This is a genomic window from Streptantibioticus parmotrematis, assembly GCF_019890615.1.
In the GTDB taxonomy this organism is placed as follows: domain Bacteria; phylum Actinomycetota; class Actinomycetes; order Streptomycetales; family Streptomycetaceae; genus Streptantibioticus_D; species Streptantibioticus_D parmotrematis.
Map to the genome: position 1 here is coordinate 128099 of NZ_JAINVZ010000004.1, position 20667 is coordinate 148765.

The window sequence follows — 20667 nt, forward strand, 5'->3', positions numbered from 1 at the left end:
GAGTTCGAGTGTCAGGCCAGCGCGGGGAGGACCGCGGGGAGGATTTCGTGCGCGACGCGGTGCCCGGACTCGGCGGCCCCGTCGATGTAGCCGGCCCACTTGGTCGCGGTCTCGGTGCCCGCCCAGTGCACGGGACCGACGGGGGTACGCAGGGCGCAGCCGAAGCGGGTCAAAGTGCTGGGCGCGGTGAACGCCCCGTAACAACCTCGGCTGTACTCCTCGTCGGCCCAGTCTCGTTCGATATAAGCGATGGGATTGCGGGCTCTCGGGCCGAAGTAGCCGACAAGGTCGTCGATCACCAGCTCGCGCCGCGCGCCCGTGTCCAGGCGCGCGGCGACGTCGGCGTGCCGGCCTTCGAGGAAGCCGACGAGCACAGCGGGCGAGCCTCCGAACGGGGTGTTGTCGAAGACGGTACCCAATGCGCGGTGGGTGCTGTTCGCCTGACCGCTCAGGCCCTCGTGACGCCAGAACGGCTCGTCGTAGGCGACGTTGACCTTGATGACCCGGCCCATGGGCATCCGCTGAACGAGGTGATCGCGGTCACCGGGAAGGCCCGGGGTGAAGCGGATCCGCGCGGTGAGCGGGGGCGGCACGGCGATCACGGCCCGGCGGGCGCGCACCGTCAGGCCTCGGCGGGTGACGACGCGGACCCCCGAAGCCTCCCAGTCAACGTCGGCGACCGGCGCCTCGAGGGCGACACGGTCCCCCAGTTCCTGCGCCAAGGCGAGTGCGATGCGCTGCGTCCCCCCGACCACGCGGTCCTGCTGGGCTCCGCCCTCGGTGTTGATCAGCGGGTCGAGACCGCCTGCGGCGCCCACGTAGAAGGCTGCCCACAGTGCGGACATGTCCTCCGGCTCGGCGGAGAACACCGCCTCGGTCACCAGCCGGAAGAAGGCACGGCCCGCCGTGGTACGCGCCGTCTTGCGGAGCCAGGTGTCGAACGTCTGGGCGTCCAGCTTCTCGGCGTCGTGAGCCTGCCATGGACCGGCAGCCGCGACTCGGCGGGCGAGCCGGTCCAGACGGTACTGCGCCTGCCCAATGTCAGCCAGCACGAGCGGGTTCACCCGGGGGATCCGCCCCGTGTAGCGCGAGCGTGACGACCCGATCTCGGCGATGTGCCGCCCCTCGCCGTAGGTGGGATAGGTGCGCAGGCCCAGCGCCTCGATCAGTCCCAGCGCCCGGTCCTGGCCAGGCCCGACCCATTGCCCGCCCACCTCGATCGGCACCCCGCCGGGCAGTTCTGCGTTCAGCAGCCGACCTCCAACCCGGTCCCGGGCCTCCAGGACCAGCACATCAGCCCCGCCGCGGACCAGGTCACGCGCGGCCACCAGGCCCGCCACCCCAGCTCCGACAACCACCACGTCCACCGACCTGTCCATCTTCGGCCACCTTCCATACATGACGTATCTGGGATTCTTAGCGTATGTGATAACCCTGTCGTATGGAATCGCTGCGCGAGAAGTACGTGGAGAACACGCGCCGGGCCCTGCTCGAAACCGGGACACACCTGTTCATCGAGCGCGAGTACGCGGACATCACAGCCGAAGAGCTGGCCCGGGCCGCCGGCCTGACCCGCGGCGCGCTCTACCACCACTTCGACGGCAAACGCGGACTATTCGAAGCTGTGTTTGAAGACCTTGAAAACCAAGCCGCTCACCGCATCCGGACCGCGATCGACTCCGCCGCAGACCCCCTCGAACGCGCCAACCGTGGCATCGAAGCGTTCCTCGACGTCTGCTCCGACGACGCCTACCGGCACGTTGTCCTCCTCCAAGGACCTCTTGCCTTGGGCTGGCAGCGATGGCGCGAGCTGGACCACCTCCACCTCGGCGGACTCGTCCTCGACGCGGTCCAGGCACTCCTCGACACCGCCGTCATCCAGCCCCGCCCGGCCGAACTGATCGCCAGGGCGTTCTACGGCGCCCTCACCGAATTGTCACTGGCGATCGCCGAGACCGAGAACCACGAACACGGCCGCCACCAGGCAGCGAGCCTCATGCACGACCTCGTCGGCGGGCTGGTGATCAACACCGAGTCGCGACCCGGCTCCTGACCAGGGCGTCGACTGAATGGTCAAACGGCCAGCGGCGAACTCTGGTTTCAAGATGCCTTCGAGGTCAGCGAGTCAATCCAGCCGACGGCGATGTCGCGCGCGTCGGTGGCGAGGATCGGCTGCAGTGGCTACGCGACGTCGCACGGCAAGGCGTTGAGGCCGGTGCGGCGGTCGCGCACATGGGTATCGGCGTCGGCGAGGACGTCGAAGACCACGTAAGGCGAGGTAGGGCAAGCCAGCGGGTCGGCCCGAACGTCGTCCCGCGCTGAGCCCTTGCGGCCGTGTGCACACAGCGGTTGCCAGCTGGCGAAGCGCGGGCACTGAGCGCGCGCGGTTAGGCTGGAGCCGGCGCGGGGCCGATCTTGGGAGGACATCCCGATGGGCCTGCGCCAGCTCGTCATCGACGCGTGGTCGTGGCTGAACTACAAGCCCTTGATGGCGAACGCTGAACAGCCGGGGAACCAGGCGTTCCCGGAGCTGGCGTCATCGTGGTTGCCGCCGCGGGATTTGCGCCGCCTGGCCGCGTACAAGATCCTCACGGCCTATGACAACAACCAGGTGGGTCAGATCACCGCGGCATCGGGCGACGCCGCGGCGGCGGAGCGCCGCGAGTTGGGCGACGCGGCGAAGCTGGTGGACACGGCGCTGGGCTACCTGCTGGGCTCGGAGCAGCAGATCACCGTGGACGGGGCCGAGCACGCTGACGGGCAGGCTCCTCCGATCGGCTCGGGTGATGCGGCGGCGATGCAGAAGCTGCTGCGGCTGTGGGCGGAGAAGGAGCTGCTGCCGCTGCGGATGCAGCAAGTTGAGCGTAACGCGGTCCTGCTGGGCGACGGGGTTTACGTGCTGGCCTGGGATCCGGCGAAGCAGCGGCCGAGGTGCCGGACCTACGACCCGGGCTTCTACTTCCCGCAGTGGGATGACGACGAGGACGAGGACTTTCCCACGCGCGTGCACCTGGCCTGGGAGCTGCCGGAAGATCCGGGCGCCGGGCTCAAGGCGCGGGTGCGGCGGGTGACGTACGAGCTGGGACCGATCGCCGGCGGCGAAGCTGGCCAAGGGCGTCAGTACCCGTGGGAGCCCGGGCGGTATTCGCCGACGACCTGCTTCCTGACGGACGCCGAGTGGCTGCTGGAAGACATCAATCGCGGGCAGACTTTGGACCAGCTGCCGTTGAACAAGGCGACGTTCCGCGTGCGTTCGGACGGCACGGAGCTGAACCGGCTGGACCTGATGATCGATTTCATCCCGGTAGTGCACATCACGAATTCGATTCCCGAAGGGAACGAGCACTGGGGCCGGTCGGCGCTGGCCAGAGTGCTCCAAGCCCTGGATGAGCTTGCGGCCACCGACTCGGACGCGTCGGCGGCCTCGGCGACGACGGGTACGCCGATCATCGGGCTCGCGGGTGCCCGGCTGCCGGTTGACCGGGCCACGGGCCGCCCCGAGCAGCTGACCGTACAGGCGGGCGCGGTCTGGCAGCTCGGGGACAGCGGCCGGATGGACGCGCTCGACACCTCGCCTCAGCTGGCGGAGCTGCGGGCCCGCGTCGAGCACCTGCTGGACCGGATCGCGTCGAACTCGCGGATCACCCCGGCTGGGCTGGGCACCCTCGACGCCACGGAGGTGCCCTCCGGGTACGCGTTGCAGCTGGCCCTCGGGCCGCTCGACGCGCTGGTGGCCTCGATGAGGCTGGCGCGGGCGTTCAAGTACCGCCTCTTGTTGAAGTTCGTCCAGCGGCTGTACCAGGCCGGGCGGGCGCCCGGCTGGCCGGCGGGGGATTCGCTGCCCGCCGGTGTCCGGTGGGCACCGCACACCCCGACCGACCGGGCGGCGGTGCTTGAGGAAGTGGTCCAGGCGTACGGGGCTGAGCTGATCTCCCTGGAGACCGCGATACGGATGCTGGTCGAGGTCGGATACCCGATCGATGACGTGGCGCAGGAAGTCGCCCGCATCCGCGAGCAGGCCGGTCAGGAAGCGGCTCGCGCGCCCGGGGCGGCAGCGACTCGCGGCGGACCCGATGGCGGCGACGGCAGTGAGCAGGCCGAGGACGGCGATGGTGGCAGCGCGGGCGAGAGGGCGGATCGGGCGAAGCTGCCCGCTGGCGGACGTGATCGACTTGTCGGAGCCGGTGGTTAGACTGAGCGACGGCGCGGGGGCGCGCACCAGAAGGAGTCGTATGGTCCGGCCCCTGCCGTCCCACAGCCCTGTCGGGTACCGCCGCGATGGACGGCCCGTCTACCCGATCTGCGGGGCGTCACCGGAAGACGAGTCGAACGAGCAGCTCGACGACGAAGGCACCAGCGAACCGCAGCAGATCACCGTGACGCAGGACCGGCTGGGCAAACTGCTCACCCGGGAGAAGGCGCAGGGCGAGCGCGCGGCGATACGCCGGTTGCTGGGCACGCTGGGCTTCGACTCCTCCAAGGAGCTGGTCGAGTTCGTCACGGCGCAGCGCGAGGCGGAACGGTCGGCCCTGTCGGAGGTTGAGCGGCGCGAACAAGCCATCGCTGAGCGCGAGGTGAAGGCGGCCCGGCGCGAGCAGATCGCAGCGGAACGGGAACGCGCCGCACTGCGGCGAGCGGTGTTGGTGTCGCTCGGCGCCGCGGGTGAAGATCTCGCCGACGCCGAGCGGCTGCTGGCCACCGACGACGACGCGGACGAGGCGCAGGTCGCGGCCGCGGCCGAGGCGCTGCGGTCGCGCCGCCCGGAGCTGTTCGGCCAGACACGCACCCCGGTGACGGCGGCACCCGGTGGCGCTCCGGCGGGGCGTGCCCCGACGCGTACGGCTCCGGCCCAGCGGCCGGGGGCGGCGGGGCTGGAGATGGCCCGCCGACGCGGCCTCGTTCCCGTCACGTAGTCAACCAGTCCTGCGCGAACTGGTGTTGGGGACCACGCCCTTCGATCTCGTGGACGGCACCGCCCCGGCGGGTGGTGCGCGGAAGCCAACCGCTACCCGTCCATGGAGACACAGAGCATGTCCATTCAGCCCGTCACCACCACCGAGCACCTGACCGCCAACCGCGAGTGGCTGGCGTCGCTGCACGGCACGGACTCGACCGACACGATCACGCTCGACCTGAACCTGTTCACCGACGGCGTGCACTACCAGTGCGGCGACGCCTGCGACCCGTACGGACGGGTGTTCTCCGGCATCCCGGTCGGCAAGGTCGCCGAGTCCAAGCTGTACGGCCCCTACGACCCCGAGGCCGTGTGCGGCCGGCAGGTACTGCGCGGGTTCGTGTTCACCGAGGTGCCCTTCGCGCCGGGCCAGACCCGTATCCCGGCGGCGCTGCTGTGGCACGGTGCGGTCAAGGCGTCGAAGGTCCCCGGTGGCATCGACCTGTCGCAGTTGTCGTGGCACCCGCGCGGTGCGCAGATCCGGTTCGTGTGAGCGGCGGGCTGATCTGTGACGATTCAAGACCTGCTGACGGACGTCCAGGTCGCTGACCTGACGACGTTCGCCCGCGCCATCCCATCCCCCGCGGACTTCCTGCTCACCCAGACGATCTTCCCCACGCTGGAGATCAACGAGGTCAAGTGGCGCGTGCGGGACTCCGGCCGCTACGTCAACGTGGCCAAGTACCGGGCCTTCGACGCCTCCGTGCCGTTCGCCACCCGCGAGGCGTGGCAGACCGCCCGCGAGGGCGCGCTGCCTCCGCTCGGGCAGAAGCTCGTCGTCGGCGAGCAGGAGCAGATCCTGCTGGAGGCCTCGCGCGGCGCGGACCAGGACCGGCTGATCGAGTTGCTGTACGACGACGTCGAGCGGCACGTCGAGGCGATCCGCTCCCGTCTGGAGCTGGCCGCCGGCAACGTGCTCGCCACCGGCAAGTTCAGCCTGCTCCAGGAGAACGGGCTGACGCTGGAGGTCGACTGGAGCGTCCCTGCGGTAAACATGCCGGTCGCCCGGGTGCCGTGGTCCGATCCCACCTCCGACCCGATCACCGACGAACTGCGGTGGATCCAGCACCTGGACGTTGTCGGGGCGCCGGAGCCGGAGATGGTGATCACCTCCCGCAAGGCGTTCTCCTACCTGGCGGCGAACATCGCATACCGCGCGGCGTACTACGGGTCGGTGAACCCCTCGACCACGCCGACCGCCTCGCTCACCCCGCAGCAGATCAACGTGGTGCGTGGAAACTACGACCTGCCGCCGGTCACCTTCTACAAGGCCCAGGTACGGGTGGACGGCACGGCCCGCAAGGTACTGCCGGAAAACCTGTGGTGCCTGCTGCCGCCGAACCGGGAGAAGTGGGGCCAGACGATGTTCGGCGTGACCGCTGAGGGCCTTGTGCTCTCCCGCGGGTCGAACCCGCAGATCGTGCGGGAGGACGCGCCAGGGATCATCATCACCCGAGGTGTCCAGGACGACCCGGTGCAGATCTGGACCAAGGGCGCCGCGGTCGGGATGCCCGTGCTGCACACGCCGGACGCCCACATCGTGGCCAAGGTGCTGTGATGCCGCACCTGATCGCCGCCGTGTACGTGCAGGACCCGGACACCCACGAAGACCTCGTGCTCACCCCCGGCGACGAGCCGCCACCGCAGATCGCGGTGCTGATCACCAACCGGGAGGCGTGGGACACCCCGCCTGAGGTGGTCGGGGTCATGGTAGAGGAGGAAGTGGACGTCGTCGTGGAGCAGGAGGCACCGACGGGCGAGAAGAAGCCGCCAGCATGACGCTCACGGTCCTCGGCCTCGTCTGAGTGACCGGTCAACGCGGCCCGGTACCAGGAGGAGTCCTGGTACTGGGCCGCGCGCGAGTGAAAGGGAGAACGGGCGTGGATGAGTTCCAGAGGTCCTGGCTGCGGGCGCAACTCGGCGACGGCAGCGATGACGCCGACTTGGAACGGCGCTTCTTCCGGCTCGGCTCGGTCCGGGCCGTGGCACTGGAGGTCCTGGGCGAGCGTCGCGCGAAGCTCCTCAGTGACCCGCTGCGGGTCACCGTCGACGGCGTGGTGACCATGGACCTCCAGGAGAACCTGCACGGCATCGAACGACAGATTCAAGCCGTGCAACAAGGGCCCTCGCCTGACGACTCTGCTGACGACGACGCAGATGGCGACGACCTGATGACGACCTGGATGCTGCCGACCCGTGGCTACCGTTGACGGTCTCCGCTGGGCCCATGCGGCAGTGGGCGGATCGGATCGCCGGATGCGGGGCGCCCCGCCGATTCCCCTCATAGTCGACAGGTCTCGGAGCGCCAACGGCCTTCTGCGGTAAGGGATGCCGTGTTCGCACCGTAACTGCCGGTGTTCTAATGTGGCTGTTCGCGCGTTCCGAGTGATGGAGGACGCTTGTGACCCAGTTAGCTCGAAGCTAGCCGAACAGGCGGGGATGGCTGTGCAGAGTGTCTTTGTGGACCGTGTCGACTCCATGGAAGAGCTTCGGTCCCTGGTACTGGCTCTCATGGAGGGGAACGGCGGAGGACTGCTTGTCGAGGGTGTCTCGGGCATGGGAAAGACCTCCCTTCTCGGTGAGTTCTGCCGACGTGTATCCAACCCACAGGGCACAGAACCGGTCTGTCGGGTTGTCACGACACACTGCCAGCCCGGCATCGGCCCTGGCTTGTTGTACGGCCCGGTCATCGACATCTTGATGAAACTGGATGCGCAGGCACAGCGGTCCGGGCGGGTGAGGCGCTTCTTCGCCGGTGCCGGGCGAAGCGCGGCGCGCTCGCTGCCGGAGCTGTTGTCGTCGCTGGTGCCTGGGCTCGGCACGGTGCTGACCGTCGGAAGTGAGGCGACAAAGGCGGCCTTGGAGTCCGGGTCGATGCCGTTTGATTCGCTGTTGCCCTTCCAGCAAGGAGTCGCGGCCCAGATCGTTGAGGCGCTGCTGGACCTGGCCGGCTCCGGGGCGCCGGTGGTCGTCGCAATCGACGACGTGCAGAACATCGATCCGAGCAGCCTGCTCGTTCTCGACCGGCTGCTGAGGGAGCTGCCGGGTTCACCGATGTCCGTCGTCCTGAGCCACGCTGTCGGCGAGGCGCCGGATCTCGCGTCCGAAACCGCGGCTCAGCTGTTGCGGCGGTGGGAGGGCGAGGGGCTGATCCGCGCGCACGCGCTGGGCGGTCTTCCGGACGACGCGGTCGCCGAACTCGTCCGGGGCCGGTGCCCGGCGGCCCCGGACTCGCTGTCCGCGAGCCTGAGTCGGCTCACTGCCGGGCACCCGATCTTCGTGCAGCTGTGCCTGGATGAGTGGCAGCCGGACCATGGCGATCGCATCACTCTGCCGGAGAACCTGTCTCGGGTGGTCGAGGACCGTCTGCTGCGGCTGTCCGACCAGGACCAGAACCTGCTGTGCACCGCCGCGACGCAAGGCACCACGTTCCTGTCCAGCACGGTGGCCGCGGTCCTGGACCTGCCCCACGAGGACGTCATGGAACGCCTGCGGCGTCTCGCGGGCCCGCACAAGATGATCGCCAAGGCCGATCCTCCGACATGGGCGATGTACGACGCCGCGGACTGCTACCAGTTCCAGCACCGTGCTCTTTGGGAGGTGCTGTACCGGCGGCAGAGTGATCAGCAGCGCCGCTCGCGTCATGCCCGCACCGCGCGGGCGCTGGCCGCGACATGCAGCACCGCGCGCTCGCCGCTGGAGCGTCGGCTGGAGATCGCCCGGCATCTTGACCTGGGCGGGCCCGAGTGCCTGGCGGACTCGGCCGCAGCCCACTATGCCCTGGCCCGGTCCGCCGCGATCGACGGCCTGTCCTTCGCCGAGGCGGAGCGGCACTGTGAGAAGGCCATCCACGCGGCGCGCGCCCTGCCCGCCGGAGAACCGGGACGTGACTGCCAGCTTGCCGAGGGCATCGAGCTGCTCCTGTCGCTGACGGAGGTCAGGTGGCGGGGTGAGTCGGAGTCCGGCGGCGGACCGCGCATCGACACCCTTGCCGCGGAAGCGGAGGAAGCCGCCGCGCGCTGCGCGGCCCCCGGGCTCGTTGCCCGTACCACGCTCTTGCGGGGGAAGACCCTCATGGCCACGCGCGGGCTCGTGCCCGGCCTGGACAAGCTTCGGGAAGCGGTCGAGATCGCCCGTCGCCAAGACGACCCGGTTGCTTTGTTCGTCGCGAAGGTCGAGTTCGGCCGTCAGGCGTCCAAGCGGAACCTGTCTCATGGACTGGAGCAGCTACGGGAGGCCGAGGAACTGTATGCTTCGGAGCCCCGGCTCGGTGGCGCTGGCGACCCCGTTCTTCAGCACGCCCGTAACCTGAACGAGATGCAACTGGGCATCACCCTCTTCGACCACGGTCAGATCGGCGACGCCCTCACCCGTCTCCTGCGCTGCACCGCCCGGTTGAGAGACGAGGCGCTCAACGCTGAACTACCCATCGCGCTGAACTACTTGGCCCAGGTGCAGGCGGGCATCGGACAGTTCAGCGAGGCTGAGGCGGTCTTGCGGGAGGCTCGAAGGGTCGAGGCCGCCCGCGGTGGTGAGAGCGGCTGGCACGCTTACAACACAGCCCTCCTGGCTCAGCTCCTCGCTTCCGATCAACGGCGACGGGGGGAATGCCTCACCTTGATCGAAGAAGCGTGGCAGGAAACGGAAGCCACCTGGCTGATCAACCTCGTCCCGATCGTCCGGAACCTCGCCGCGCAAGTGCTCCTCGATACGGCAGACGGCGATGTACGGTCCCTGGAGAGGGCACACCGGTTGGCATCCGACACCGTACGGGAGACACGCCGGACCGGCATGGTGCGCAGCGAGATCGCCGGCCTGTGCCTGTCCGGCCAGGTCCGCGCGGCGCAGGGCGACATACCGGCCGCCGCGCGCTACGCACGTGACTCAGTCGCGCTGTTGGACCAGACCGGCGACATGCCCGCCCTCCGCAGCGAGGAAGTGCTGTATCACGCCGCGCGCGCCCTGCATGCTGACGGCAGCAGGGCCGAGGCGCGCGAGCTCATCCGGCGAGCCCGCCTGAAGGTGACCGGCAAAGCCGACAGCATCGACGACCCAGCCCTACGCCGCAGCTTCCTCGAAGAAATCCCGCTCAACCGGGCCATCATGCTCGGCGAACAGGAGGGTGAGTAACGTGCCCCACGAGAACAGAAGGCCGCTCGCCGATCTAAAGCCCGGCATGGCGGGCGCCCTCACCATCACCAAGGAATTCCACTTCTCCGCCAGCCACCTGCTGGACAAGCTCCCCGCGTGGCATCAATGCGCCCGCCCGCACGGCCACAACTACATCGTGGTCATGGAACTGTCCGCAGCACCGGACGCTCTGTCGGAGGCCGGGTTCGTCCGTGACTACGGGGAACTCGATACGTTTAAGAAATGGGTTGACGAAACCCTCGACCATCGTCACCTGAATGACATCGTCGCGTTCTCCCCCTCGGCGGAGCTCCTCGCACTGTGGATCTACAGCCAATGGGCTGAAGAGTACCCAGACCTCGTAGCGGTCTGGATCTCTGAGACGCCTAAGACGTGGGCCATTTATCGGGGAACTGGACCCTTCTGAACGTGTCCGCTCTTGGGATGCACCTTGATCGGACAAAACCTGGCCGACGCGAGTGGCGATAATGGATGGGTGCACTTCGTAGCCCTAGAAGCTATATTGACTGGTTTATGGCGGCGCCCTGAACCTCGACGGTCAGGTTCGGGGCGGTGCCTCATAGATGAGGCGTCGATTCATGGGCTGGCCAGGCGTGCTTGAAGACAGAAAATTCGTGACACTTCGCGATATCGACTAGGATTGGTCCTCCTGCGCGCCGAACGGAGAAGATGAGCGCCTCGCGCGCCGGGAAGTCGGCGCGGACCATCAGCGTGGTTGATTCTTGATCTCACTTGCAACGATTTCCGGATCGCTGCTTTGTGGTCAAAGCGCATACCCGTGGAAAGTTCTGAGTCGCAGGCACGCTCCAGGTGTGAGGTTGACGGGTTCGACGTATGTGAGACGTTCATCCGGGAGTAAGACCTTGAAGTAGAACGTAGGTCAGCTTCGTCCTACGAACAAGGCTGAACGCGACCACTGTTCGCGCCCACAGGCTCACGCAGAATGGACGCAGAGTCGACGTTGGCGTGGGAACGCTTTGGTCGAAGCGCCCAACGCCCTCGTGATCACGACCATGCACCCTCTACCCGCCAACAGATCGGCCAGAGCGGGCGCCAGCGCGGAGAAACAAGGATGGGGGCAGCTAAGGCGCGGCGGCCATTGCCATTTGGTGCTTGGCGCTCTCAACGACTACACGGAGCGTATGTTCCGCATCCAGAGGACGCCTGGGGCTCAGTGTTGGCCTGTGCGCCCTGCCCGGCGGCCCGCTCATGGGACAGCCGCCCCGATCATCCGGTGCCGTTCGAGGGCGCACAGGGACCAACCGGCGAGCGTCACGGTCCGGGCTTCTGACCGCGGTGGTCGGGCGCACGAGCGCGGTCGATACCCCGCAGCCCGACATCTGATGATCGGGATGTCGTTGGCATAGGGCTACGGCAGCCCTTACTCTGGCACGTAACGCGTTGATGGAGACGAGTAGTCGCGGGCTCACGTGAGCAGAGAGAGCTGCCGGAAGCTGTGAAGGCAGTCTCGCGTCCCGTGGTGAAGACCCTCCTGAGCGCGGGGAGGAACGACCAGGGATGGTCCAATGCCCCGCCGGCCAGCCCCCGTCATCGGGCCTGAACGAGGCCGTCGCCTAGTCGCGGTGGCGAAGGTGCGGTGGCACAGCGAGTTGCCCTTCTCGCCCGCACCCCCAAGGGATCACCACGACGCCCTTGGAGGGCCGCGATGATCCACCCTACGACCCGCGTGCTGGCGGCTGAGCTGCCAGACCACGTCGGTGAGACCCTTGAGATCTCCGGTTGGCTGCACCGCCGCCGCGAACTGAAATCGGTCACCTTCTTGATCCTTCGTGACCGCTCTGGACTGGCCCAGATCGTCCTGGCCGAGCCGGGCGGGGACTTCCCTGAGGAGACCGTGCTGCGTGTGCGCGGCACCGTGACGGCCAACGCTCAGGCTCCGGGCGGAGTCGAGCTGACCTCTCCCGAGATCGAGCCGCTGTCGAGCCTGGCTGAGACCCCGCCGTTCGACCTGTACCGGCCAACCGTGCCCGCGGTCCTGCCGACGATCCTGGACCACGCGCCGGTCACGCTGCGGCACCCGCGGCTGCGCGCGCCGCACCAGATCTCAGCCGCTTCCGTCGCCGGCTTCCGCGCGACCCTCGACGCGCTGTCCTTCACCGAGATCCACACTCCGAAGGTGGTCTCCTCGGCCACCGAGTCCGGGGCGAACGTCTTCGCTCTCGACTGGTTCGGACGCCAGGCGTATCTCGCTCAGTCGCCGCAGTTCTTCAAGCAGGCGATGGTCGGAGTCTTCGAGCGGGTCTACGAGACCGGCCCGGTCTTTCGAGCCGAACCCCACGACACCGCCCGGCACTTGGCTCAGTACACCAGCCTCGACGCCGAGATGGGCTTCATCGCCGACCACCGCGACGTGATGGCGGTGGTGCGTGAGGCCGTCGCCGGTATGGTCGAGCAGGTCGCTTCCCGCGCAGGTGAGGCTGTCCAACTCCTGGGGGTGAAGCTGCCGGAGGTGCCGGCGGAGATCCCTCACATCCATTTTGCGGACGCCATGGCCATGCTGGGTACGGACGAGCCTGACCTCGCCCCGGCGCACGAGCGGTACCTGAGTGAATGGGCGCTGCGCGAGCACGGCAGTGAGTTCCTGTTCGTGACCGGCTACCCGATGACCAAGCGCCCGTTCTACACCCGGCCGGAACCCGGTCGCCCGAGGTACTCGAACAGCTTCGACCTGCTCTTCCGCGGGTTGGAGCTGGTCACCGGTGGGCAGCGGCTGCATCGGTACGAGGACTACGTGGCCGCGCTTGACGCACGCGGAGAGTCCACGGCCCCGTACGAGAGCTACCTGTCGGCCTTCGCGCACGGGATGCCGCCGCACGGCGGCTTCGCGCTTGGCCTGGAACGCTGGACCGCCCGCCTCACCGGGGTGGACAACATCCGCCGCACCACGCTCTTCCCTCGCGACCTCCATCGGCTCACTCCCTGACACGCCGACAACGCCGTTGTCCGGGCGGCTGACCGCCGCCCGGACACGCGTCGTGGCTACAACCCGCCCTGGATGACGGCGTGCGTGCCGCTCGTGCGCCACGCCTCCCCGGTCGTCTCCAGCGCCGCGAGGGTCTCGGCGTCGAGTCCGACGATGACATCGGACTTCAGTGTGCGCAGGGCGACGACTGGTCCGGGGAAGTAGCTGGTGCGGTCGGCGAACGAGGCGGTCGCCGGCAGCAGCTGGTCGCCGACCAGGCGGCGATAGTTCAGGTCGCCCTTGAAGATGGTGAGCGTGGCCCGCGCGAAGTCGTCGCGCAGGTCCTCGGGCATGTCGGCGTAGGGCAGCGGGGCGCAGGAGAAGGAGTGGGCCCGGACGGCGAGCCGACCACTTCCCATGGCGTCCCATAGCCGGTCTCCGATCTCACCCGCGCGCCCCGGAGCCTCGGCGACGCGGCGCAGGTTGTCGATGACGTCGTTCATCGTGGCGTCGGAGACGTAGTACGGGTAGGGCTTGACGTGCAGTACGACGGCGGAGGCGCGGCCGGTGTGCAGGAGATGGTCGATGAGGACCAGGTCGGGGATCAGCTCGCGCCCGGCGTTGTCCGCCACGAGGTAGACCGTGGCGTTGGGCGAGGCACCCAGGTGTCGCCAGAGCAGGGCACTGTTGTCCACGATGAGGTTGCCCGCGCCCTCCCTAGCCTCGCCTGAGGAGATGCGGAAGCCGAGGTCCGCTCGGTTTCCCCAGAGGGCGCCGTGTAGCAAGGCCCGGTCTCGCCCTTCGAGTGGCAGATCGGCGACCTCATCGAGGGCCGCGAGTTCCTCCGCGACGGCGGACCCCCGTAGCTCGGCGCGTTTGAACGGGGCGAAGGGATCGATCCCTTGCCACGGGCCCCGCTCGAAGTATCCGACCGCTCCGAGAAGCCTGCGGTAGAAGTAGCTTTCCGCCCACAGGAACGGCACCTCGAACCAGGACCGCCCGAAGTACCCCTGTCCCCACCGAGCCCACGCGCTCTCATCGCGGGTGCCAGCGGGGAGCGGGGCGATGGCGCCTCCGGTGATCTCCTGGAGCAGGGAGTCGAGCGCCTGGTGTTGCTCCGGGCCGTACGGGAAGGCATCACGGACCTGCTGGATCAAGGCCGGGTGTCGCTTGTCCAGAACTCCGCGAGCGAAGGATCCTGGCGTCTCACTCGTGATCACGGGCGCGCTGAGCGGCGGCGTGTTGGCTGCTTCGGGCATCGTCTACCGACTTCCTCCGTCTGTCGCCGCTTGGGCGTTGATGGTCAGAGCGACGACGCCGGCCGAACTGCCGACGAGGACTTGTCCCGTCGCGTTGTCGAAGCCCGCGCAGTGGATCGAGGCGTCGACGCGTACCTCGGCGATTTGCCGCTGCTCGCTGAGGGACCACAAACGGACCGTTCCGTCAGCGGCCGCGGATACCAGTCCATCACCGTCATCGGTGAAGCCCAGCATGAGGACACGCCCGGTGTGCCCCGCCAAATGCGCGGTGAACCTGTCACCGGCGATGTCACGGACGGAGATCTCACCGGTCCCGAATCCCGCCGCCGCCCGATCGCCCGCCGCGTCGAGGGCGACGGTGCGGGCCCATCCGTTGGTGTAGGCGAAACGGCTGACGTGTTCACCGGTCTCCGCCCGCCAGACGCGCACCGAACCGTCGCCGCCGCAGGCGGCCACGACATCACCGTCACCGTCGAACGCGATCGAGCGCAGCCGCCCCGCGTGGACGTCCCGCGTCCAGACGAGTTCGCCGGAGGGCAGGTCGAAGCAACGGATGTGACCGTCACCGGTGCTCGCGGCCAGCCACGGTGCGGCACTCCCTAGGGCGACGGCCCAAGTGCGCGCCACGTCCTCGTTCAGGACCCGGTGCCACTGGGCATCGCGCCATGACCACGCTCGTACACTCCCGTCCCCGCACGCCGCGGCCACGTACTCGCCGCCGGTCGCCACGGACCAGACCCGCCCCTGGCCCGCCCGCAGCCGCCGGGTGGATTCCCGTGGCGAGACTCTGATCAGCTCGACGGTCCCCGAGCCGTCGCCGACGACGGCGAGGCGGCCGGCGTCCGCCAGTTGCGTGGACCACACGGCGTCCGAGCCCTCGGTGAGGGTTTCCATCCGCCCGCGCCCGGCCGGGTCCCACAGGCGGATCGCGCCGTCCTCACATCCGAGGACGACGGATCCATCTCCCGTGCGAGACACGGACCTTACCCAGTCGACACCGGATGGCATCCGTGCCTCCCCGACTAGCCCGTCGACGCCGAAGGCATGCACTCTCGGCTCCTCCGTCGCGGCGATGATCACGTCCGAGCGTTCGAGCGCGGTGACGGCGCGGACGCGGGTCTTGAAGTCCTCGATCCGCCGCACGGGGACGAGGCGGCGGCCAGCGGTGTTCCAAACGATGACGGAGCGGTCACCTGATCCAGTGACCAGGGTGGATGAATCGGGGGCGAACGCCGTAGCGCGCACCCAGTCGCGGTGCGCCGCTCGTTCGGCGAGCAACTGGCCGGTACGCAGGTCGAAGAGGCGGACGAACTCGTCTTCGCCGACCGCGGCGACCACCGTGTCGTCGCGTCCGACCGACACCGACCAGACCGGGGTTCCGGCCGTTCTCATCGAGCCGGCGAGCACCATGCGCTGGATGTCCCAGACGCACACGTGTCCGTCCTCGGCTCCTGAGACCAGGAAGGCACCGGAATCGGAGAACGCCAGCCCCCGAACCCGCCGACTGTGTCCATTCAGGACTCCGAGGACCGCGCCGGTGTCAGCGCGCCACATCCGGATCGTCCCGTCGTCACCGGCGGAGGCGACGAGATGCCCGTCCCGCGACAGCGCGACCGCGAAGATCCACCCGGTGTGTGCCCGGTGGGTACGGACAAGGCGGCGCGTCGTGGGTTCCCAGAGTCGGAGCGCGCCGTCCTCCCCGCCCGAGGCGATCAAAGCTCCCGCGGAGGCGACGCTGACGACGGCTCCAACGTGACCATGGGAAGGATGGCTGTCCGCTGGTCGCACTACGCGCGACCGGAACCCTACGGATTCGTCCAGAGCGGCCGCGGTGTCCGCGTCGCCCGCCCGCCTCAAGGCGACAGCGAGTGTGCTCGCGACATCGGCTGAGTGCTGAAGTCCGCTCAGCAGGTATCCGGCGCCGACCATGCTCCGCGCCGTCGCCCAGGAGCGCCGCCGGGGAGGGTCCGCCGACTGCCACTCGGTCAATGAGTCGAGGACGTTCGCGTCCGACACCAGCGCCTGATGCCCAACGAGACTGACCTTGCGGACGACATACGAGGGGAAGGCGAGCATCTCGACCAACTCGTCGTCGAGAGCGGCCTCGTGGAGGTGATAGGGCAGGTTCTGCCACAGATAGGTGTGCGTCTTGTCCAGGGCCTCCCATCGTCCGCCCGTCGTCTCGCGATACGACTCGATCAGCGACCGGTGGTGCGTCGTCCAATCGCTTCCGACCATGTGCCTCATGTAGGCACGGAACACATCGTGCACGGCGATCGCTCCGGGATCGGCGAGGTAGCCGCTGATCAGGGACCGATCCGCGAGGAGCCGGCAGAACTGCCGCACGGCGGTCGGGGTCCAGCCGTATGCCGTCTGCCACCAGCGCGTCACGACGCTCAGGGGGATGGGCACGGCGGCCGGGAACACCGAGAGGGAAAGGAATCGCTCGCGAAGCCCGGAAGCCCCGTTGATCACGACGCTGCTGTCGAGATTGCTCAGGCTCGACGCGATGGCTTGGCCGATCGTCTTCTTTCGCTGGTCGGCGTCCCACACGTCGAACGCTTGCGGGCCTTCCGCTCGCAGCGCGTCGCCCGCTTGGAGCACGGCGAGCTCGGGGAGGGCGCCGGCCTCCACGTCCTGCGAAACGGTGGAGCCCACAAGGGTGGCCAGCAGCGGCCAGCCGCCACACATGCCAGCCAGCTTCGCTGCGGTTGGCGGTTCGAGGGCCGTGACGTTCCGGGTCAGCATCTCGCTGATCTCGCCCGCCGACATCGGCCCGAGCCGCACGATACGCGTCGCTGACGGGCAGACGCGGACGTTCCTCGTCGTAACAACTCTCACGCAGTCGTTTCCGCCCAGCAGGAACGGCGCGAGGTCGGTCGCGGACCACACGTTGTCGATGACGAGCAGGGCGCGACGGTCTTGGAGCAGGCGCGCGAGGTGGAAGCCCGCCTGCTCCGGATCGGTGAGCGCCGGCCGGGTGCCGCTGAGGTGAACGCAGAGATCGGAGATCAACTGGACGGTGCGGGCGGCCGTGCATTCCTCGCCGGTCTCGACCCACAGGATCTCGGGGAAGAGTTCGCGAACCCGCGGGTCGTCGCAGACCTGAGTCACCAGCGTCGTCTTGCCGAAGCCGCCGGGCCCGCAGACGGCCACCGGTACGGTTCCCGTGGTGGCCGACGCCTCCCCAATGACGGAGACGAGGTTCTCGAAATCGTCTGACCTGTGAACCAAGGCGGGCTCCGGTGACGGTGCGAGTATGAAGCTGCCCAGCGCGGGTGACGTCGCCGCGGCCGACGCTCCCAGGATCTCCCGAAACCGCTGCCGGGCGGCCGAGTCGGCCCGTTCCAGGACCGTGTCCAGCAGCGCCTGTGATTCCGGTACGGGCTCGATCTCCTCGCCCCCGGCCTCCCAGTTGGACACCGTGCGATCGCTGACGCCGAGGTGAGCCGCGAAGCGTCGCAAGCTCATCCGCGTCGCCAAACGTAACGCGCGCGCTTCCCGCCCGGTCCACCGTTGCACCGCGCTCACCGAAGCCCCTCCGACCGACTCCCCAACGCTAAACAGCGTAGGGCCCCTTGACCAGCGGCGGAGTCGCTTCGCTGCGACGGCGATTCAGCACCGCTGCAGCAGCCCGACTCTGCAGGGTCGACCACTCGCCACCTCGTCGCTCCGTCACCGTGGCAGCGCCAGTGCGGCGGCGGTGCGGCACGCCGACATCCCCGCCAACCTCCCGCGACCGGCAGCCTTTGGCGGGTGACCGCGGCGGGGGACGGTTCTCCCCCTGCCGGGCCCGCCGCGGTCCGCCCGAGCTCCATAGGCCGAAGGTTAGGAGAAAGGCACATGCCCACACCTCGCCGTACCAAGACCGACCACTTGATCCACGCGGACGTCGTGGACTCCAAGAGCAAGGCTGGCGTCTGGATGGGAGAGCGCGCCTCCTTCCAGGACAAGCAGCGCCAGATCCTCGAAGGGCTCAAGGACGCCCTGAACTGGGTACCGCTGGAGGGCGCCATCATGGCGATCAGCACCAACCCGGCAGGCATCACGGTCATCGCCCCGAACCCGACTCTCCCGGGCCTGATCGTCCTCGCGGACGGCGGCTCTCCCGCGGCCTCCGCCCATCTCCAGACCAACGGCGAGGACCTCGTCCGCCAGGTGATGAGCGGCCTCGGGATCGCCGAGGAAGCCGCCGCCTGACGATCATGGCAGCTACCCGCCTCCTGTGGGGGAAGTACTTTCAGTACGACCGGGACGGCGAGGCCGTCCTCCTCGACCCGGTCACGCTGAACAGCTGCTACCTCGACCGCGGGGAGGTCACCGACCTCTCCGCGGTCCCCCCGACCGCGACCCATGACGCTCTCTCCGAGCTCGGCTTCACTCCGGACGGCCCCGCCACCGACCGACGCGAAGCACTCCGTCGTCAACTCCGCGACCTGGCACTCGACCCGACACCGAACCGCGTCAGCGGCCTGCGAATCGTGCTCACCGACCGGTGCAACATGGCTTGCACGTACTGCTTCGTCGACACGAACACCGGCAAGCCGGACATGACCGAGGACGAACTCGCCGAAGGTCTGCGCTACCTCTTCGAGGAGAACGCCGACCGCGACGAGGTCTCCATCCAGTGGTTCGGTGGCGAGCCCACCATCCGATTCGACCTGATGCGGTACGGCGACGAGCTCGCCGACCGCCTCGCCGCCCAGCACAAGGTCAAGCGTGTCCGGCGTACCGTCGTCACCAATGGCGCCCGCCTGACCGACGAAGCACTCAACCACCTCGTTCGTCATGAGTACGGCGTCGGGATCTCGATCGACGGCCCGCCCGACATCAACTCCGCCAACCGCCTGCTCCTGGGCGGCCGGCCCGCGGACGACCGCATCCGCCGCAACGTGCGGCGCCTGGTCGAGGCGGAGGAGCTTCACGTCGGCTGCAACCTCACGCCCACCGCGGCCAATATCGGGCGCCTCGCCGAGACCGTCGCCTGGATCATCGACACGCTCGGACTGAAGTTCATCTACGTCAACACGCCCATCCCCACCGGCGGGCGCTGGCGTGTGAACGGCCAGGATCTCGCACACGAGCTGTACGAAGCACGCCTGGTGGCCCTCAGCAAGGGCGGTCTCCTCTTCTCCGTCCTCGACCGCGCGTTCCAGGCCCTCGACACACGACGCCCCATGCTCTTCGACCACATGCAGGGCGACGGAACGCTCAACGCCGCTTACCTGCCGGGCAAACGGGTCAGCCTGTGCGACATCAACTTCACCGAGCCGAACTTCCTCTTCACCCTCGACGAACTGCGCTACCACCCCGAGGTACTCGGCACCGTCACCAAGCGGGTCGCCCCCGTCCCCGCCTGCGGTGACTGCCCCGCCCTCGCCATCTGCGGCGGCCCATCCCGGAATGAACAGCTCCTCATCGGAGGAGATACCCCCGACCCCGAGATGTGCGCCTTCTACACCGAGACCGTCGACATCGCCCTCTGGGACAACACGGGGGTCCAATGACCGAGCCCACGCGCGGGCATCGCTACCGCTCCGCTCTCATCAGCACGGCCGGCCACTGCGCGATCGCCTGCGGTTTCTGCTTCCGCGCCGACCGCGCCCACGGCCTCCTCAACGTCGACACATACAGCCGAGCACTCTCCCGCCTGAAGGAGCACGGGGTAACGGGTGTCTGCCTGACGGGGGGAGAGCCTACCCACCACCCCGAACTGCGCCAACTCGTGCGACTGGCCCACCAGTTCGGCATGCCGGTCTCCATAGTCACCTCGGCCCGAGCGGAACCGGAGGTGCGGTGCCTGGAACAGGTGGCCCACCTCTTGGAGAACGCCACCGTCTCCGCGGACTCGCGCGGGGCGATGCGGCTCGGCCGGACTCTCCGCTCGGTCCGCTCCGCCGCGCACACCCTGCGACGAATCGGCGTTCCGAGCGCGGTCCTGCACCTCACCTATTGGAACCTGACCGGCCACGAGTGCCGTGAGATCGCCGATGCCGTTGACAAGACGGGAGCGTCGCTCCAGCTCAGCCCCATCACCCTGGACACGACCGGGTTGCGTCGAGCCGGCCTCACCCCGAACTCCTACGCGGAGCAGCAACAACGTGACGCCAAGTTCCTCAGCCAGCACTTCGAACTCGGAACCTGCTTTCAGCGGCACCTGGACGCCCTCAACGAGCTGAACTCCACCGCCGAGCGGCCCTACTGCCGCTCGCCAACGCTCTACCTGTCCGCGACCGGCGAACTGCGGCGCTGCCCGTATGGAACCGAAGGCGTCAGCGTGTCAGCCCCGCGTTCCGACATCGCTCGGTTCCTCGCCGGTCCGCCGACCGAACAAGCTACCGCGGACTGCCTCGCGCTCTGCCGGGCAGCCGCATGACCTA

Annotated in this window: 16 protein-coding genes; 13 read left to right on the plus strand and 3 right to left on the minus strand. The window is 68.5% G+C overall.

The genetic code is table 11. The annotated features are described in order from the left end of the window. Positions 1 to 11 precede the first annotated feature (11 nt). Entirely contained in the window at positions 12 to 1379 is a 1368-nt protein-coding gene (locus K7472_RS07870; RefSeq protein ID WP_222975485.1) for a flavin monoamine oxidase family protein, read from the minus strand. A gap of 62 nt (positions 1380 to 1441) precedes the next feature. Here K7472_RS07870 and K7472_RS33175 point away from each other — a divergent pair, with 62 nt between their 5' ends. From K7472_RS33175 to aspS, 10 genes are all read left to right on the plus strand, one after another. Continuing rightward, on the plus strand, positions 1442 to 2053 hold the full coding sequence (locus K7472_RS33175) for a TetR/AcrR family transcriptional regulator (RefSeq protein ID WP_222975487.1): 612 nt from the start codon (positions 1442 to 1444) through the stop codon (positions 2051 to 2053). Between the two features lie 378 nt (positions 2054 to 2431). Then, positions 2432 to 4192, plus strand: a complete 1761-nt coding sequence (locus tag K7472_RS07880; protein WP_222975489.1) for a phage portal protein — start codon at positions 2432 to 2434, stop codon at positions 4190 to 4192. A gap of 40 nt (positions 4193 to 4232) precedes the next feature. Further along, on the plus strand, positions 4233 to 4913 hold the full coding sequence (locus tag K7472_RS07885; protein ID WP_222975491.1) for an ATP synthase subunit B family protein: 681 nt from the start codon (positions 4233 to 4235) through the stop codon (positions 4911 to 4913). Between the two features lie 117 nt (positions 4914 to 5030). Continuing rightward, on the plus strand, positions 5031 to 5447 hold the full coding sequence (locus tag K7472_RS07890; RefSeq protein WP_222975493.1) for a head decoration protein: 417 nt from the start codon (positions 5031 to 5033) through the stop codon (positions 5445 to 5447). A gap of 15 nt (positions 5448 to 5462) precedes the next feature. Further along, a complete protein-coding gene (locus tag K7472_RS07895; protein WP_222975495.1) occupies positions 5463 to 6512 on the plus strand; it encodes a major capsid protein in 1050 nt (349 codons plus the stop codon). Further along, the gene (locus K7472_RS07900; RefSeq protein WP_222975497.1) at positions 6512 to 6733 is read left to right on the plus strand and encodes a hypothetical protein; all 222 of its coding nucleotides are present in this window, start codon (positions 6512 to 6514) and stop codon (positions 6731 to 6733) included. Before K7472_RS07895 ends, K7472_RS07900 begins: the two co-directional genes overlap by 1 nt. A gap of 101 nt (positions 6734 to 6834) precedes the next feature. Continuing rightward, positions 6835 to 7164, plus strand: coding sequence for a hypothetical protein (locus K7472_RS07905; protein ID WP_222975499.1), 330 nt, complete (start codon positions 6835 to 6837; stop codon positions 7162 to 7164). Positions 7165 to 7414: 250 nt separating this feature from the next. Beyond that, a complete protein-coding gene (locus tag K7472_RS07910; RefSeq protein ID WP_308013803.1) occupies positions 7415 to 10084 on the plus strand; it encodes an AAA family ATPase in 2670 nt (889 codons plus the stop codon). A gap of 46 nt (positions 10085 to 10130) precedes the next feature. Then, positions 10131 to 10511 carry a 6-pyruvoyl trahydropterin synthase family protein gene (locus tag K7472_RS07915; protein ID WP_222976096.1) on the plus strand — a complete coding sequence of 127 codons (381 nt, stop codon included), beginning with the start codon at positions 10131 to 10133 and terminating at the stop codon, positions 10509 to 10511. 1260 nt (positions 10512 to 11771) lie between these two features. Next, a complete protein-coding gene (aspS, locus tag K7472_RS07920) occupies positions 11772 to 13049 on the plus strand; it encodes an aspartate--tRNA(Asn) ligase (RefSeq protein ID WP_222975503.1) in 1278 nt (425 codons plus the stop codon). Between the two features lie 56 nt (positions 13050 to 13105). Here aspS and K7472_RS07925 read toward each other — a convergent pair whose 3' ends face one another. Together K7472_RS07925 and K7472_RS07930 are read right to left on the minus strand one after the other, a co-directional pair. Beyond that, on the minus strand, positions 13106 to 14287 hold the full coding sequence (locus K7472_RS07925; protein ID WP_222975505.1) for a damage-control phosphatase ARMT1 family protein: 1182 nt from the start codon (positions 14285 to 14287) through the stop codon (positions 13106 to 13108). A 3-nt stretch (positions 14288 to 14290) separates the two neighbouring features. Beyond that, entirely contained in the window at positions 14291 to 17758 is a 3468-nt protein-coding gene (locus K7472_RS07930; protein ID WP_252395272.1) for a WD40 domain-containing protein, read from the minus strand. Positions 17759 to 18130: 372 nt separating this feature from the next. On the opposite strand from K7472_RS07930, the gene K7472_RS07935 reads away from it, so the two are divergent. Genes K7472_RS07935 through K7472_RS07945 form a run of 3 tightly spaced genes read left to right on the plus strand, consistent with a single transcriptional unit; the run spans position 18131 to position 20663 of the window. After that, positions 18131 to 18487 (plus strand): hypothetical protein, encoded by a 357-nt coding sequence (locus K7472_RS07935; RefSeq protein ID WP_222975509.1) that lies wholly within the window; start codon positions 18131 to 18133, stop codon positions 18485 to 18487. Between the two features lie 5 nt (positions 18488 to 18492). Then, a complete protein-coding gene (locus tag K7472_RS07940; RefSeq protein WP_222975511.1) occupies positions 18493 to 19794 on the plus strand; it encodes a radical SAM protein in 1302 nt (433 codons plus the stop codon). Then, complete coding sequence (locus K7472_RS07945; RefSeq protein ID WP_222975513.1) at positions 19791 to 20663, plus strand: radical SAM protein; 873 nt, start codon at positions 19791 to 19793, stop codon at positions 20661 to 20663. The genes K7472_RS07940 and K7472_RS07945 overlap by 4 nt, the downstream gene beginning before the upstream one ends. Positions 20664 to 20667: the final 4 nt, after the last annotated feature.